Annotated in this window: 11 protein-coding genes and 1 pseudogene; 6 read left to right on the top strand and 6 right to left on the bottom strand. The window is 55.7% G+C overall.

All coding sequences use genetic code 11. From position 1 onward, the window contains the following. Nucleotides 1-19: 19 nt before the first annotated feature. Nucleotides 20-529: a ferritin-like domain-containing protein gene (locus H7A87_RS08525; RefSeq protein WP_104582833.1), complete on the bottom strand. Its 510-nt coding sequence runs from the start codon at nucleotides 527-529 to the stop codon at nucleotides 20-22. Nucleotides 530-1,199: 670 nt separating this feature from the next. On the opposite strand from H7A87_RS08525, the pseudogene H7A87_RS08520 reads away from it, so the two are divergent. Beyond that, nucleotides 1,200-1,484: pseudogene (locus tag H7A87_RS08520) on the top strand (integrase); the annotation flags it as partial. Between the two features lie 448 nt (nucleotides 1,485-1,932). Here the strand turns inward: H7A87_RS08520 and H7A87_RS08515 are convergent. Further along, nucleotides 1,933-6,702, bottom strand: a complete 4,770-nt coding sequence (locus H7A87_RS08515) for an RHS repeat-associated core domain-containing protein (protein WP_232087954.1) — start codon at nucleotides 6,700-6,702, stop codon at nucleotides 1,933-1,935. Nucleotides 6,703-7,052: 350 nt separating this feature from the next. On the opposite strand from H7A87_RS08515, the gene H7A87_RS08510 reads away from it, so the two are divergent. Together H7A87_RS08510 and H7A87_RS08505 are read left to right on the top strand one after the other, a co-directional pair. Then, entirely contained in the window at nucleotides 7,053-7,850 is a 798-nt protein-coding gene (locus H7A87_RS08510; RefSeq protein ID WP_180496943.1) for an NYN domain-containing protein, read from the top strand. 266 nt (nucleotides 7,851-8,116) lie between these two features. Continuing rightward, nucleotides 8,117-8,404 (top strand): hypothetical protein, encoded by a 288-nt coding sequence (locus H7A87_RS08505; protein ID WP_119129150.1) that lies wholly within the window; start codon nucleotides 8,117-8,119, stop codon nucleotides 8,402-8,404. Between the two features lie 52 nt (nucleotides 8,405-8,456). Here H7A87_RS08505 and H7A87_RS08500 read toward each other — a convergent pair whose 3' ends face one another. Further along, nucleotides 8,457-10,049, bottom strand: a complete 1,593-nt coding sequence (locus tag H7A87_RS08500; protein WP_119129149.1) for a MobA/MobL family protein — start codon at nucleotides 10,047-10,049, stop codon at nucleotides 8,457-8,459. 266 nt (nucleotides 10,050-10,315) lie between these two features. Between H7A87_RS08500 and H7A87_RS08495 the strand changes: the two genes are divergently transcribed. From H7A87_RS08495 to H7A87_RS08485, 3 genes are all read left to right on the top strand, one after another. Beyond that, entirely contained in the window at nucleotides 10,316-10,642 is a 327-nt protein-coding gene (locus tag H7A87_RS08495; RefSeq protein ID WP_119129148.1) for a hypothetical protein, read from the top strand. Between the two features lie 182 nt (nucleotides 10,643-10,824). After that, nucleotides 10,825-11,208, top strand: a complete 384-nt coding sequence (locus tag H7A87_RS08490) for an HNH endonuclease (RefSeq protein WP_119129147.1) — start codon at nucleotides 10,825-10,827, stop codon at nucleotides 11,206-11,208. A 111-nt stretch (nucleotides 11,209-11,319) separates the two neighbouring features. Further along, on the top strand, nucleotides 11,320-11,850 hold the full coding sequence (locus H7A87_RS08485) for a hypothetical protein (protein ID WP_232087953.1): 531 nt from the start codon (nucleotides 11,320-11,322) through the stop codon (nucleotides 11,848-11,850). A 118-nt stretch (nucleotides 11,851-11,968) separates the two neighbouring features. On the opposite strand, the gene H7A87_RS08480 is transcribed toward H7A87_RS08485, so the two are convergent. Genes H7A87_RS08480 through H7A87_RS08470 form a run of 3 tightly spaced genes read right to left on the bottom strand, consistent with a single transcriptional unit; the run spans nucleotide 11,969 to nucleotide 16,226 of the window. After that, nucleotides 11,969-14,128, bottom strand: a complete 2,160-nt coding sequence (locus H7A87_RS08480) for a peptidase domain-containing ABC transporter (protein ID WP_119129146.1) — start codon at nucleotides 14,126-14,128, stop codon at nucleotides 11,969-11,971. After that, nucleotides 14,110-14,943, bottom strand: a complete 834-nt coding sequence (locus H7A87_RS08475) for a hypothetical protein (protein WP_147421111.1) — start codon at nucleotides 14,941-14,943, stop codon at nucleotides 14,110-14,112. Before H7A87_RS08475 ends, H7A87_RS08480 begins: the two co-directional genes overlap by 19 nt. Beyond that, the gene (locus H7A87_RS08470) at nucleotides 14,940-16,226 is read right to left on the bottom strand and encodes a hypothetical protein (protein WP_147421110.1); all 1,287 of its coding nucleotides are present in this window, start codon (nucleotides 16,224-16,226) and stop codon (nucleotides 14,940-14,942) included. The genes H7A87_RS08475 and H7A87_RS08470 overlap by 4 nt, the downstream gene beginning before the upstream one ends. Nucleotides 16,227-16,231 lie beyond the last annotated feature (5 nt).

Below are 16,231 nucleotides of genomic sequence, written 5' to 3'. Positions count from 1 at the left end.
GCCGATGGGGATCCAATGGTTATTTCTTTGCCTCGACGCCCGGCGTTGCATCGCGCACCAGGAACTCTTCGGTGAGTTCCGGCAGGTGGGTCGCGAGCCAGTCGGCCATTGCTTCCTCCTGAACCAGAATCTGCTCGCACACCCGTGCCGTTTCCGGGTCGCCGGCGGTCTTGGCCGCAGCGATTAGCGCGGTGTAGGACGCGATTTCGAAGTGTTCAAAGACATAGCCGGCCATCGCGCCTTTCACGATTTCGTCCGATGCGGTCATCCCACCCACCGCCTGGCCAAGCGCTGCCATCTTGCCCATCACGTCCTTGATCGTGGAGGGAGAACCGCCCAAACGCTTGATACACCCCTCGAGCAGCTCTCGTTGACCGATCGTTTCCTGGATGTGTTCTTCAATCCGCGCCTTCAAGACCGGGTAGTGCTCAATGCGGGACGCCTGGCCCCTCAACATGGTTTCGGCCTGCTGCTCCATCGCATGGGCATCGCGGAGCCAATCAAGCAGGTTTTCTCTGGGTTCGGCCATGAGGATATCCTCGTTAGATCAGGGAAACCGCACCCTATCCAGCCAAACATTGAGGAAAAGCGATGTTGAAGTGACGGCGGAGCGAATCCGAGCAACGAAGCGTCGGTGACGGACGCAGCAGCGTGAAGTTCCGAGATTGCGCGCTGCACGTCATCAAGGCGGCTTCAGGCAGACACCTTGCCTTCTCCCCTCGACCGCATAACCCAGGCTCTGGATCGATTTCTCCGGCCCATACATCAAGCCGGAACGGGAGGTCGCCCTCGACCAACATGCCAACTACTCCGCTCCCGTCTGCTATGTGCTCGCCCTCGCGCACCGCGTTTTGTCCATGGGCTCGGTTCCATGCTTTACGACATGCTGGCCACCAAGCTCAAGCATGCTAGGGCTACCCAGGAGGACGTCGCGACGATTACGGGACACTCCGAAGATGAGGAATGCACATGCGGGCGCTTCCTCTGCATGCATCCTGCATCCCAATCGACCCCTTCAGGATCTTAATTTCAAATCAGTGATTTAAGAGTCGATGGCGGAGAGAGTGGGATCGGATCACATCCGACTTAACCCATTCAATCCGTTGCAGAAAGCGTGCTCGGCAGGTTTCCTGTCAATGTTTCCTCGATCATAACGCCGGGCTTGACTCGATTGCTAGCGCCCGCTTGCCATCGGCAACAGGCACCTGGCCGAGGTGGGCAAGAACTGGCCCAAGGCCAAGCGCGGCTTCCACTCGCTGCGCAAAACCCTGATCCAAGAGTTGCAAGGCGCGGGCGTGGTGTCTGAGCTCCGCGCCCAGTTGGTCGGCCACGAGTTGGACGACGAGCACCACGTGACCTACAGCCGCGCCTTTACCGCCAAGGAGAAGCTGGACGGGCTCCGGGCTGTCTCGCCGGGCCTGTCCGTGCTTGCCTACGGCCTCAACCTTGATTCCCTATCGGCCTTGATGAATCAGACAACGTGAGTCGTTCCCTTTTGCGCTCAAGCGCCTTGATGCTCCGGCGCCATCTTCGCCGAACGCTCCCCGGATTTCCGGGGAGAACTTGCTTGCTCCGCTGATGGCTCCCCCTTCTCAAGAAATGGAACCTCAAGACTTCTCGGGGCGGTTCAGCAATTGGCGGCACGACGCCATCTACGTATGCCAAACAGCTGACCAACACCGATATCACAAACCCCTGCCTCTAAGCCCGACTGCTATTCAGATTGGGGGGATGTCGCCTTTGATTCACGCATGAATTTGCAGCAAATCAATAAAGCGAGTAGCCAAGCTATTACTGGATAAATTCCGGTCCAAACTTTATCCGCATTGTTGAGATCAAATGCCACGAGAACGACAAGGAAGCACACCATAAGAAATGCAAATGCCATCGCACTTGCCGCAAAAAAAATCCTGGCGATCATCTTGATCCTCATCACTTACAGCCACATTTGGAAACGGATGAATCTACAACTGTGGCTGAGCCAGCAACACCGCCAGCGCCTATTTCAAAGCCACGACTCGGGCCTTTCTCTAAGAAGTTGTAAGCACCCGACCTCTCAGGAGGACTCAGCGCCCCCCCATCACCGCCGACCTGGATCATTGAAAATCCATAGCCGCCAAATGCGGTGATGCCAGCGCTCCACATTGAAAACCATCCATTCAAAACGTTGGGATTAACGTAATTCAGTCTGTCTTGAAGGGTGACGGTTGATGTTGTGAGGCTGAAAGGCGGCACGCCTTTTATCTCCACACCAATCGTTGGGCCTATCGCAACAACTTCCGCACGCCCTTGCTCGCCATTTACGCACTCCGAATTCAGGGAGAGCCTGTAGAAGCCACCTCCAATTCCAGATGCAGCACTGCCACTGGTCATGGTTCCACTCCATTTGACTAACCCCAGTGGATCGATTAATCCAACTGGGTTACCGCCAACATAGGCATACGTGGCAATCCCCCCATCGAGCCCAATCGGATCACTCTGCCCATATCGCCCAATGGCAGCATCGTAATCCCGGAAGTAATTCTGATTTAGTCCACTAGCCGCATCAAACCGCTGCCCGGGGAACCGCATATCCAACACCAACGCCGCACCATCGCCATCCGGATCCTGATTCGGCGCAGTATTGCCGAAGGCTTCGCCCTTTAGGCTCCAGTTCCACACCGCCACGTTACGAGCCGGGTCAACCACCACACGCGGGCTGCCCAAGTGATCGGGTTCGATGTAGTGCAGCTTGTTTGCGCTGGCTAGCAAGCCGACCGGCATGTCGTCTAGCCAGATCACCTGTTGTTTGGGCGCGCCATTGGTGTCGTAGTCGCCCAACCAGTGGCCGGCTTCATCGTAAAGCGTGTAGGTGTTGGTGGTGCCGAGGAAGCGGCGCACCTGCTCGCCTTTACCGTTGTAGCGATAATTCATCACCAGCACGCCTGCACGCTTGACCATGCTCATGCGGCCGGATGCGTCGTAGGGGAACTCCCGCGCCTTGCCACCGATGCTCAGCGTATTGCCTGTCTTGTCGTAGGTGCGCGCCACGCCAGCTACTGCACTCAGGCGATGATTGGTCGTTGGATAGGTGTAAGCCTGTGTAACGCTGCCGACCTTGGCGCTGAGGCGATTGCCGGTGGCGTCATAGCTATAGCCGTCAATGACTGTTCCTGTGATGCCATCGGTGAGGGCAGTGAGGCGGCTGAGCGTGTCGTAGCCCAGGCCGATCTCCGGCGTTGGATTGCCGGCTGGGGTCAGTGCGGTGAGATTGCCCACCGCATCGAACCCGAACCCCACATCCAGACCGCCAACCGCTTTGTCTTGAATGGCCTTGGGGCGGTAATCCTGATCGTAAGCTCGGGTCAGCACGCGGCCGTTGCCGTAGGTCCAGCCGGCCACCGGGCCCATCGGCAGATACGTGGCACCCTTGACCAACACCTCGCGCGAGCCGCCAGGCGCGGTATAGCCAACCTCGGCGATCTGGCCCAGCTCATTGCGGACATAGTCAACCATCGCCCCGTCCGGATAAACCATGCTCGTCAAGTTCCCGCCTGCCGTGTAGGCATAACGGACCGTCAATGCCTTGCCATTGGTCGTCTGGACCTTGCGCACCAGGTCGCCGAATCGGTTGTAGCAATACTGCGTCGTGCCGCTGCCGTCCTTCATGCTGGCCAAGCGCCCGGCTGCGAATTGCTCTCCCGCCACGCAGACGGCCGGGGCCACGTCGTAGACAAAACGGGTCTCGAGCGCTGCATCGGCATAGGTCACCGACACTGGGCGGTTCAAGGCATCGTAGGTGTAGGTGGCCTGCCGGTTAGCTGCGTCCTTCCTGGACAGCACGTTGCCTGCGTCGTCGTAGGTGAAGCCGGTGCTGCCCGTGTCGGGACTCTGTAACGCCAACAGTTCGCCCAGACCATTGCGCTTGTAGGTCGTCTTCAAGCCTTTCGGGTCCGTTACCACTGACGGTTGTCCAAGCACGTCGTATTGGAAAGCGCTCGTCGCCTTGATGTCGGAGGTGTCTTCAATACTCTGCTTCAAGCGATGCAATGCATCATAGGCATAGGTGCTTGACCTACCCGTGGCGTCTATCCGCTCCTTCAACGTGCCCACTGCATCGTAGGTAAAATCCGTTGGGTTGCCTTGCGCATCCGCCTGCGTCTTCAGGCGACCGAGTTCGTCGTAAATACGGGACACCGTGAACAGCAAGGTGTTCTTGGCATCCGTGATGTCCTCCTTGATCCGGTGTCCCGACGTGTCCAGCGTGTAGATGAAGGAGTTGCCGTAACGATCCGATACCCTGGTCAGCCGGAATGCGCTGTCGTAGGTGAAGTTAGACACGTCGCCGCCCGGCAGCGCAACCTGCTTGACCAAGCCGGTGGGCCAATAGCTGTAGCGCGTAATGCGGTCATCCGTCTCCGAGCCGCTGTCCTGTCCCCGGACCATGCTTGCCGTCAGCCGACCTCGCGCATCGTAGCTGTAGTCGGTCACAACCCCATTCGGATCCTTCTGCGACAACACACGGCCGGCGCTATCGTAACTGAGGAGTTGGGTGACCTGGCCCACTGCATTGGTGATCGTCTTCAGGTCTCCGCCCTGGGCCGCGGGATAGTAGTCGTAGGTGGTGGCGTCGCTGAGATCCGTGCGCGCTCCGTCCACACGCAGAAGCACTCCCACCAGGGGGCAGCTTCCTGCGGTTACGTCGGCCTGCTCGCAATAGGTGAAGGTCTGCTGACGCTGCTTCCCGGAAACGGCATCTTGCTCGACCTGGGTCAGTGCTTGGCCACGCTCATTGCGAGTCCATCGCTTGGACACAACCAGCCCCTGCGCCCCCTTCACATTGAGCTCGGTCAATTGGTGGGTCAGCGCATCTCTCACGCTCTCGGTGCGCACCGCCTCCGGCGTGCCGTCGCCGACCGTCACCGCCGATTGATACGCCGGCGCGTATTCGTAGGAAACCTTGCTGCCCGATGCGTCCGTCACGCTTTGCAGCCGACCATCGCTGAAGTAGGTGTTGGACGTGCTTGCTGGGCCTTCGGTTACGTTGTTGACCGGGCTGAAAATGGTAGACCCATACTCGAAGCGCTTGACCGCGCCAGAAGCTTGTGTGACTTCCGTAACGCCTTCGGCCACGTAGTTCAGGGTCACTCCATCGACCACCTCGGTATCGCCATGGAGAACGCTGCTGATCACGCGTCCATAGGTGTCGTAACCAAACGAAGCGTAACGCTGTCCGTTCTCCCCGGTGATACCAGTCAAATAGTTGACCAGCTGGGGCTCCGCAAGCCCCTTCTCATGATAGTGGTAAAGGCGCTTTGCGCCGTCGGGATACGTTGCGACAATCAGATTTCCATCCACATCGTAGTCGTAAAGGACGATGCCGCCACCAGGAATCTCCATGCCTGTGACACGCCCGTCGGTATAGGTGAACGTCACGGCGCGGCCATGGCCATCAACCAATCGCGCAATGCGCGTGCCCTCGTAAACCACGGTTACATCACGATCCGGCGAGGCTGGATTGCGCACCGCGAGTAGCTGGCCATCCTTACCGAAATCGCGGTATTCGCCAGTTTCTTCGATGACCCGGTAATACGTAGTGCTGTTGCTGATGCGGCGATATAGCCGCCCCGAATTCTGAGCACGGCCGGTGCCAGCAGCAACCGTGGTGAAAACATCCCTGTTGCCCGCCTCGTCGAGATAGGCTGTGTTGGAACTATCGAATCGATCGCTGTAACTCAGCGACCAGCCTTCTCCGACCGGAATGGAACTCTTGGTCTGGTTGACGGAATGATAGTAGCGATTGAACGAGCGACCTGCGAACTCAAAGTCTTTCTCTTCGCGAGACTTGTCGCCTGTCGTGGGATGGCAAGGATTATTGGTGCTGCAGCTTTGGAACTGCTTTAAGGGTGACGTGACCCAGGTGTTGTCATCGTTCTTGGGCTTACAAAGAGCCTCCGTCGTAAGAGCTGCCTCCGCGAGAATTGAGTTTCCAAGAAAAGGCGTGAAGTTTGCTTCGCACGTCAACTTTCGCTTTTTATAGACATTCCAGCGCCACGACACCGAGACAGGTGCCCCCGAGTTCGACGGACAATTAAATGTCGAGGTGAAATATTTGTCTGAGCTATAGCTAACATCGCCACTTGGAAGCAGACCCAGTCCCGTCGTGTTGTAGTCCGACGTTTGAACATTGGACTGGAGCGAGCAAGATTTCCCGACCTTGGTCGTTAGGATGTCCAACGACTTGGCGATGAGTGCTCCTTCATCCGTGCACCAGCTTGATCCAAACTCTGGGGACGCTGTGCAGCCGGGGTTTCCGACCCCGTAGATACCTAGGTTGACCCCATAGGATGGGTTAGAGACCGAGGTAGCCTTTAGCGACGGCACACGGAAGTAGGTCCAGACCTCTCCCGCCCCCCGACTCAAAAAACCTCTTGAGTAGGCCTTCAAATACTGACCGATGCCTTGGTAGTCCTTGGAATTGCGAATGGCATCGGCGGCTTTCTCCATCGTGTCGTAGCAGCCGATGCCCGCTGCACAGAACGTAGCCTTGGGCGGGGTTTGGGCGTACGCAGGACTAGCGCCTAGTAACCCATAGGCACTAAAAACAACCGGTATCAAGAGCGTCGCGTAACGCGCGCCCTTTGACAGAACTGAGGAAGCAGAGAAACGCGCCACGGCCCGATTTGACACGGCAACACTCCTTGTCAGCTGCACTTGCAGCATCAGTTAGGAATCCATTCCCACCCACCCCACGCTGGCAGCGGTGGTGATTACAACCAATCCCATGAAAAGGACGGCTAAGCGTTAACGATATCGGATTAGCGATGCGGCGACAAGCAAGGCGTTTCCAAGCAGAAACTATCGTCTTAAATCATGGTGGCATTGTCAGCGGCAGTGGTTCGGGGCACCCCGAATGCAACGAAGTCAGACCGTTGCAAGAGCCTGTTCGGCAGGTTTGCTTTCAGTATTGACATGATCAGAGCTCCACGCTTTTCCCTCTTGCTAGCGCCCGCTTGCCATGGGGGAGTTGCTGACGCCATTGTCTGTCTGCGTAAAACTTGGATCTCGCCGGCATGAGCAACCCGAACAGCCCGCATGAAGCACGTGTCGCGGTATTGGTCGACTGCGACAACGTGCCGACCGACATCGTCGAGCACGCGTTGCTCATGGTGGCCCGGTTCGGCCGGGTCGTGCTGCGCCGTGGGTATGGCAACCACAACACCCTCGCGAACAAGTGGCAGGAAGTCCTGGTCCGCCAGGCGTTCACCCCTTGCCTTCAATATCAATACGCCTCCGGCAAGAACACGGCCGACATCGCTTTGGCGCTCGACGCCTTGGATGCGTTGTTCGATCACCGAGCCGACACCTTTTGCGTAGTGACGAGCGACTCGGACTTTTCTTACCTTTGCCGCAAGCTCAGGGAGCGTGGAGCGACGGTCTTCATCGTGAGCGAGCCCAAGACCCAGGATGCCTTGCGCAACGCCTGCGACCAGTTCTTCGAATGGGACCGGACGGCCAAGGAGGTGGCCGCACCCGAAGTCCAGGGCAGTGAACTGCCTGTCCTGAAATCGGAAGCGACAAAAGAAGAAGCCCCTCGCTTAGAAACTAAGCCACTGCCGAAACGGCGTCCCCGGTTCTTGGTCGAAGCCGTGACCCTGCTAACCGGGGACACCTCCGAGGGCAAGGTCGGATTGGGAGCACTGGGCCAATACCTTAAACGAACCGACCCGTCCTTCTCACCCAACCTCTATGGGCACTCCGGCCTGCTCAACATGGTGAAAACCTATGACCTGCTGACGACGCAGCGGGAGGAGACCGGCGGTTGGTCGGTCAGTATCGCGCACAAGCCAGAGCCCACCGACCCGCCTTGACTGCTTCCCTTGCCTCGGCCCAAGTTGTTCGCCTGCGTCTGCACAAAAACGAGAAGCCAGGTCGCATTCGCAACACCTCCAGTCGTCAGACGACATAGCAGCCATTAATTTTTTTCCGTATTCAAATTTTGTGAAATACGGCTCGAAGCGAGCTCTTGCGGAAGTGGCGATTCTTGGTTGGATGAGGACTTCCCCACACATGTAGGAGTTTTCATGACCGCCCATCCCAAACACTCGAAATCGCTGGCCAACTGCTCGCAGGGCTGATGAGCCAAACCCTTTCGGACGAGCCCCTCACGCGCCAGCGAAATGTTTGCAATGCCTGGGCCTCCGCTGGCGAACTGATCGTCTACAGCCAGAAGAACGTCCCGGGCGGAAGCAACGCCGCTTCATCGTTGGACCATGCTCCTCCCTGGCCCTCGCCGGCTGTGCGCACACGCGAGGCTGTCATTGTTCGAGAGCTCCCATCGATAGACGAATGGCGCGCGGGCCGGAAGAACAAAGACGCACAGTTGGATCCTGTGCGTGCCAAAAAACGGCCGCCCCTTCACTGAGTCTACCGAGAGCATATAAACATTGAGCCCCGCAGTGCGGGGCTCTTTGGTTTCAGTGGAAGCGCGGCGGCCGGGGAACGTAGGCCGGCGCAGGAGGTGCGACGATGACAGGGCTTGGACGCGGCTCATCGGGTTCATTCGCCATGTCGAGTGCCAAGGGATAGCGCTGGAGCATGTCTCGGCTCCACACCTCCAGATGCGCCGCACTGGCCAACGCATCTTTTTCGCAGAGGGCTTGTTCCTGCGGGGTCACCCGAGCCTTTGCATCGGCCAGCTCTGCGGCTTGGGCTTCGAGGGTGCTCAACCGACGCCCGCGCCGCTGCTTCCAGTCCCCCTGCATCCACGATGGACCGGGCTCGGGATTGTTCGCAACGAAGTCGTTCCACGCGTTCTCGGCCATGTGGTGCAGCTTCTCGGCGCGACGCACGGCCAGCAGCCGGCGGGCGAATTTCGTGGTCGCTGCCTTGAAGCGCCGCAGCCGACGCAGCAACTCGTTGAGGTCTGGGCGCAGCTGGGCCTCTTCGGCGAAGGCGGCCAGTTCCCTAATCCACTGCAACAGGCGCTGGGTTGCTAGGAGCGTCTGAGCCAAGCGGGGATCTGCTTGAACAGCCACTCCCCATTCGTCGCTGGCGTCCTCCGCGAGCTCCGCGACCAAACGTGGCTCGCGCGACGGCTTGACCTCCTCCGCCTCCATCAGTCCCAGCCCACGGGCAATGGTCGCCATGCTGCGGGACACCTCGATGTGCCCTGCCCCGCGCCCGAGCGACAAGGACAGCCCATCAGAAGGTCGGCGAGCTTCGCGCTCGGCCTGGGCCTGGCTGTGACCGTCGGGCACCGGCATGACGCGCCCTTCTTGTTCGAACACGGCGATGAATTTTCGGAACGTCTCCTCGTTGGTTTCTTCGATTCGACGGTTTGTGTCCGAACGCTCCGACGGCTGGCCGCGCCGCTCCAGCGCGGTGCCGTTCTTGCCGACGTGCTTGGTCGGCTCACGGGAGAGCACTGCGGCCGCGGCCAAGTCGCCGCGCGCCAAGGCGTCGCTTGCCTGTGCTTCCAAACTGCGGTGGTCCACCCGAATCTCAAGCGCTGCCTTTTCGAGATGGGCGTTGATGGTGGAGGCGATAAGTTCGCGCACCCACTGCACCTCGACACGTCCCGAGGGACCGCCGTCCAGTTCCTTGGTTTTGTCCGTGAGACCGTCTGGTCCCATGCGACGGGTCGTCGCCAGGACATGGACGTGCCAGTTAAGCCCATCCTTGGAACCAGGGCTGTGGATACTCGCTTGGGCCGCGAACCCGTAGCGACCGACGAGCGCACGGGTGACTTCCACGGCCAGGTCGGACCGCTGGAGGTCATCGAGTTCGTGCGGCAACGCGAACTCGAACTCCCGGGCAACCGTCGAATCTTTGCGACGCTCAGCCGCCTCAGCCGCCGGCCAGAGTTCAGCGGGGACCAGGGCCCAATCGGGCGCGTCCTCGGGAGCGATGCAGCGCGTTTCGACCACGCCGTCGCGACGGCGGTAGTCGTGGCGCATGCCGGTGATGGCGTCCTCCAGCAGCAGGCCGGTACGGTAGGCGGCCGCAGCGATGGACGAATGTCCTTTGGCGCGACTAAACGTCTTGACGTTGGCGTGGTAGATGGCCATGAGGCGGCGACTCCGAAGCAGTGGGGTTGCTTGGTTTATGCCTCGGCTTTGGATTTTCGCAAGCGCCCTCGGCGCTTGGGGTTCAAGGGGCGGAGCCCTTTGCACATGTGTCACGCAGTGACACCTAGGTGCGCTCTTGCTTCTTTCTTCTAAGCCTTGTTTTTCGGCCTTTTCGATTCTCGGGGCGGACGAAATTCGAGACTAGCCCAACGCTTGACTCAAGCCTTTTTCCTGATTGACTCATTTCCACAAGGCAGGAGAAACGCATGACCGCAACGAATCACTACCGAGACCAAATCCAACGAGCCACGGAGCGCTTAGCTCAGCATCAAGCGCGCGAGCTTTTAGCGCAACAGCGCCAAGCGGTAAAGGCCAAGGAGATGCAACGCCGCGAAGAAGCCAAGCGACGCACACGGGTGGCAGAGCTCGTGTTCCTTGCAGGAGCAGAATCGCTGGAGGATGCCGAGTTGGTGGGTGCGCTTTTGGCTCACGTAGGAAATCGGAGCGACGCGGCAATCCGTAACCAAGCGCGCTCCCTCGGCGCGTTGCGAATAGAAATCTCGAAGGCTGAAGAAGGTCACAGCACGCATTGAGCCTGTTCGCCCGCCCTGCCCATCGCGCGCCGAAGGGTTGCAGCCGCACCGATGGTCGGTTACAACGTGTCTGCCAGTGGGGGCATCCCCCCGGTGTTGTGCCCGCATAGCCTCTAGGCTCCGGGTGCCCGAGGTTCTCCTCTAGGAGGCACGGGAATCTTCTTTGATTCCGGAGCCCTTCTATGAGCAACAAGCGCCTCAAATCTCTTCGCACCAATGCCTTCAATGCACAGTCTGGCCGCTGCTACTACTGCGACTGGCCGATGTGGCTATCCTCACCCAGCGAGCTGGGCTTACGCCCCCGCTCTGCACGTTCTTACCAGTGCACGGCTGAGCATCTGGTAGCACAACAAGACGGCGGCTTGGATATTCCTGAAAATGTCGTTGCTGCCTGCTGCTTCTGTAACCTGCGGCGCCACCAGCGCCCCACCCCGGCTCCCTCGCCGGAGGTTTACCGGGTGCAGGTTCAGCGTAGGGTCGCAAAGGGGAAGTGGCATTCTCCAGGTCTAAGGGTTGCAATAACCAAAGCGTCTCGGGTGATTACCATTGGGCAGCCAGCGCGATGACCCGCCTCCGCTGGCGTTTCCAGGGGGCTTGTAGGACAAAGAATGGCAAAGGAATGCGCCCCATCGTGGGTGGGCCAACGCGTAACCGGATCATCGGATTGGCGCTTGCGCTTGGAAGGCTTGGAACTCGCCTTGGCGTTGGAGGGCCGCACCCACCGGGTCAACGTCGAGGACGAGGCTACTTACCGCGTCAACGCCGGCACCTTCTGGGCCGACATCACGTTCTACCCGGGTCAGAATCGGGAAGTGAAGGCCGATGGGTTGCCCAACGCCCAAGGCGCTGCCTTGGTTCAGGCGTTGAGCGTTGCGTTGACAGAAAAGCGCCTGGGCGAAAACGTGGCCTTCCTCAAGGGCGAGCAACGCACGATCGACACGTGGCTGGACCACAAGGCAGAACAAGAACGGGCTTGTTCGGAGCAACGTCGCTGGTTCACCCACGAGCAGCAAGCCGACGCCCTAGCGGCCCGCGCTCAGGTTGATCCTGGCACCCTTCGGGCCCGTTTGAAGAAGCCGGGCGTGGCGGCCCGGCTGGGGACCGGCGGCCCAGGCAATCGAGCGCTCGTTAGCTGCGTGGGAAGCCGACCACCGCCCGGTCTGGGCCGCACTCAACGCAGCCCATGTGGAACGCGAGTTGGTAGCTAGCAAGGACTTGCCGGACCGGGTGGACAGCAAACCGCTCATCCCAGAACAGGCACGGGCCGTGGTGTGCTTCGACAACCGCGTGCAATTGCTTATGTGAGTAAAGTCCGTTGCCCGTGGCCTAGCTAGATAACAAAGGGGAGATCTTACCTCCATCAAGCAAAAAGATATTATTCGCGTATCTAATTGTCTCCTGCCTGTGAGCCACAATTATTATTGTCATATCTAATTCCGAGAGCAACGCCATTACCTCGGCTTCCTTTGCAATATCCAAATGACTAGTAGCCTCATCTAGCACCAGTATTTTAGGGTTTCTATAAAGTGCTCTAGCTAAACAGACGCGCTGGCGTTGCCCACTTGAGAGCAAAACTCCAGAATCACCTACTGCTGTTTCGTAGCGCATGGGGAAGTTCTGTATATCGGCATGAATGCCCGCCAAAACCGCACAAGAAGCAGCGAAATCCTCATCAGGATTGACACTAAAACCGGAGATATTTTCCATCAAGGTACCGGACATAAGGCTGTCATCTTGAGTGACGAAAGAAATCGCATCCCTCACAATTTTCTTCCCGACTTGTCGGTAGTCGTGCCCTCCGATCATGACGGAGCCAGTCTGTGGGGTCAGGACGCCTGCAAGAATTTTGATTAGAGTGGTCTTGCCGGCTCCAGACGGCCCTACAATTGCAACTCTTGACCCAAAAGGTATGTCAAGATTCGCAAACGTCAAAAGTGATTTATCACTCGCACCATATTTAAAACTAAGTTGACGAAAAGATATATTGTATTCATCCAACGACACGCCAGGCATCCCAAGGAAATTCTGCTCCTCCTCGGAAGTCGTGATATCCTTCAGTCGACTCACATAAACCCTCAACACCTTTAGTGATACGAAGAAATCAACAAGCTTAGATGACCGGCCAGAAAACTGATCGCAGTATGCGATAAAAGCTATGAGCATACCTGCTGAAAGCTCCCCCTTGATGATAAGGCTTGCACCCAAATAAACCGTTACAACTTTCACCAGTCCAATCAATATTGTACTGACAGCGCCGAAAACAATTTGAATAGACTGCATCTTCAAATAGTTACGCTGAGCCGAGGCAGTCAAATTAACCAACTTTCCCACGGCAAAGGGCTGGAGATTTGTGAACCTAACACTTGAATGGCTTTTAATGAATTCAATAAACGAAGTTTCTTTTTTCGCGTTTGATGAGATCAGATCCACGTTTGCAGATGCAATCGAATCCAACGAAAGAAATCTAACAACTAGATAGATTATAGATCCAGATATCGCCACCCATGCCATTGCAGCGCTGTAATGGAAAAGCATAAAAACAACACCAATGAGCATTATGGCGTCGAGAGCAGCCTCTATAGATGTAACCGAAAGCAGGGTTTGCAACTCCCTAAGGCCAGAAAAGCGCGAGAGAATATCACCAACGGATCTGTTATAAAAATATTGCTCAGGCAACCTAATGAGACGCCTAAAGACATTAGCAGTCCATCCAAGATTCAACTCAGCACCAAGCACGGATAAAGCCCAGTTTCTGAATGAAGAGACAATTGTTTGGTATGCAATAAGGCCAAGGTAAGCCAAGCAGGCAACGACCAATAGCCTCGTATCACCGGTAGTGAGCACACCATCTATTACTACCTGCATAAAAAGCGGGCTAAGGAGGACGGTAAGCTCTAGAATCAAAGCCAAAATCATCATCCACAGCAGCGCGCGCTTCAGTCCCGCGACATTCCCCAACGATTTTATAAACGAGTATGTGGACTCATCCTTCTCAGCCAGTTTCTTCACAAATTGCGAGCCAGGAAAGCACTCCAAGAGCGCACCAGTGAATATGGAAGAGAAATCATCAATCTTTAAGCGGAGTCGACCTCTAGCTGGATCTACAATTATAACCTTGGTATTTGTTACTTTCTCAATAACGACAAAATGATTTCCATGCACATGAGCGATCGCTGGAAGACGCACATTAGAAAGATCATCCAGCTCAACACTTAGAGGACGGGCCTGCATGTTATTCAGTGCGGCCATTTCAATCAAATCGCCAAGAGAAGAGCCACGAGACGAAGATAAAGACGTGAGCCTCAGCTGGGCAATCGTGGTTGCGTGGCCATGATAGTTCAGCAACATCACAACACATGCCAAGCCACATTCAGAGGCCTGCGCTTGCATTACAGGAACAACTGTTTTTGACCAACCAAACTCAAAGCGCTCACTACTAAGGAGATCGTCTGCCTTAGATTCCTTTTCTACTTTTCGAATATCCATGACGCGATCGTTCTTTCCTTTGTTTTAATTGAAGCCACGACGCTCATGCCCGGCCTAATGACTTTAATTTGGTCAATAGTCAACGGACTCGAAACAACAACATCCACGAGAAATTTAGGGCTAGGGGGTGGAGGGATACCGAATAAGCTTGAAACCTCAATAGGAGATAGAGAGGTTCTGGAAATCCTAATAATTTCTCCTTGCAGAAGCGGCTTTTTGGACTGTGCAAGGTCTGGCATGGTAATTATTATCTTTTCCCCAACTGCTGTGTGTGAGACGACAGAGCCTGACGCAAGGACCTGAAAATACGTCCTACCCTCAGAAGTTGATGCCGTCACAACTGGCTGCATCGGCGAAACACTTCCGCCCTGTCTGACCAAGATATTTTCCACCTTACCGCTAACCGTAGAACTTATTACGGCATATTCGCTTTTCTCATCCTCTTTCACATCTGGAAAAAAGAAAAAAGAGTTCGCACTACTGACGAACTGAGTTTGCTCAATTTTCTTCTCTAGCGCGACCCGCGCGATTGCTCTGCCTGGCCCCAAAGAATCTCCAGGCTTAACGTAAAGTTCCAAAACAGTCCCGGGGATTGGCAGAGGCGATGAGACTGTATGCTTAGATCCGTATTCCGCCACATATCCAGAAGCCTTCTCATATTGTGAATACTTTACTGAGAAAACCATAACAATTATAGCAAGGGTACCTATCATAAATACGGAAGCAGCAATGCCCACCGCTCTTCGAGACGAAACGACTATGGCCCCCAAAGACTCTGCTTTTTTTGATGCCTGAAACTCACTTCTGAATCTCATCTTAGAATATCCCTATCCTCAACATGCAAGGCAATTAACTTATCTATCGCTGATTGTGAGGACTTATACCAATTACCCTTTTCGATAAAATATGCATCCTCCTCAACAGCCTCCCTAGATAATGCAGGACTGAAAAAAATAGGAATTTTTTTGGAAACCCCTAACTTAATATAAAAAGATCTCTCGACCTCAACCGCTTCCAAAGATGACGAGCCGCGCTGTGCTCGCTTGAAGTGAGTCTGGAATTCGTCAAATTCTATTTCACCCAGGTCCACAGAACTTCTTAAAACTCTCTTTAAGGCGTTCAAGACACTACTTTTATAAGCTTCGTTAAAGACGTGGATTGCTAGCTGCATCTCATTCCGCAAGCCACCGTATCGCTCCAACATACCTGAAACCGACCGCAAAGTCCTCTTACAATACTCCACCTCACTTCCGAACGGCGGTTCTCCTGGTTCATGGCTCAAGCTCAACCAAGATTCGACGCTTCTTGTAGATCCGAAATCTATAAGTCGTCCCCCAACGTCGGTGATTGAGGAGAACCATCCTCCGTGATACCAATGATATACATGCGCATGTGCACATTGCGCCCCCAGACGCTCCGCCAGCGCCAGCAACGAAATTTTTCCATAAGGAAATGCAATAGGAATCCAAGCTTTAACACGAGCTATATCTTGAACGTGGAACGAGCGATTAAAGCTCTCTTTGGTGTGGCCATAAGCCAACGCCCTCTCCACGTGGCTAGGTCGAAGCACAAAAGGACGAATAATCAACGCTCGACTAATATTTTTTCCATCAGGCATACTAATGGTGTCGCCACAATTAATTATGCCCCAAACTGGAACAGTTTCAAATGGAAATTCGCGCGCCATAATTGATGAGTAGATTGCTTCCCTTACCGCCTCACTAAGACCTACAGCGCCGTTGGAATGGAACCAATTAGTGTAAGAACTAATTAACGGAGTTTTGCCAATCCCCTTGATCTGTACAGCATCAACTACGGCAGCACGACCACTGCCGCCGAAATAAGTTACTCCTGAAGATCCGTAATAGTCCGCGTAAACTTCGGCGCTTGCAGTTTTAAAATTTACATCCGTTAGACGCAGTGCATATCGCCTTAAGATCTTCTCTCTACATTCGTCTAGGGTTTTAACTCCCAATGAGCTGGCTATATCGTCAAGACAAGACTCGTTAAGCCAATAGAGGCTAGCGCCTTCGATTTTTTCAGCTTTCATGTTGACGAAAAGGCGCTCATTACGAAGATGAGGAATAACAGACCTCATATTGC

The organism is Xanthomonas sp. CPBF 426, assembly GCF_903989465.1.
Taxonomy (GTDB): domain Bacteria; phylum Pseudomonadota; class Gammaproteobacteria; order Xanthomonadales; family Xanthomonadaceae; genus Xanthomonas; species Xanthomonas euroxanthea.
Note: the sequence above shows the minus strand (reverse complement) of the source record. Positions and strands in the feature narration are given on the sequence as shown.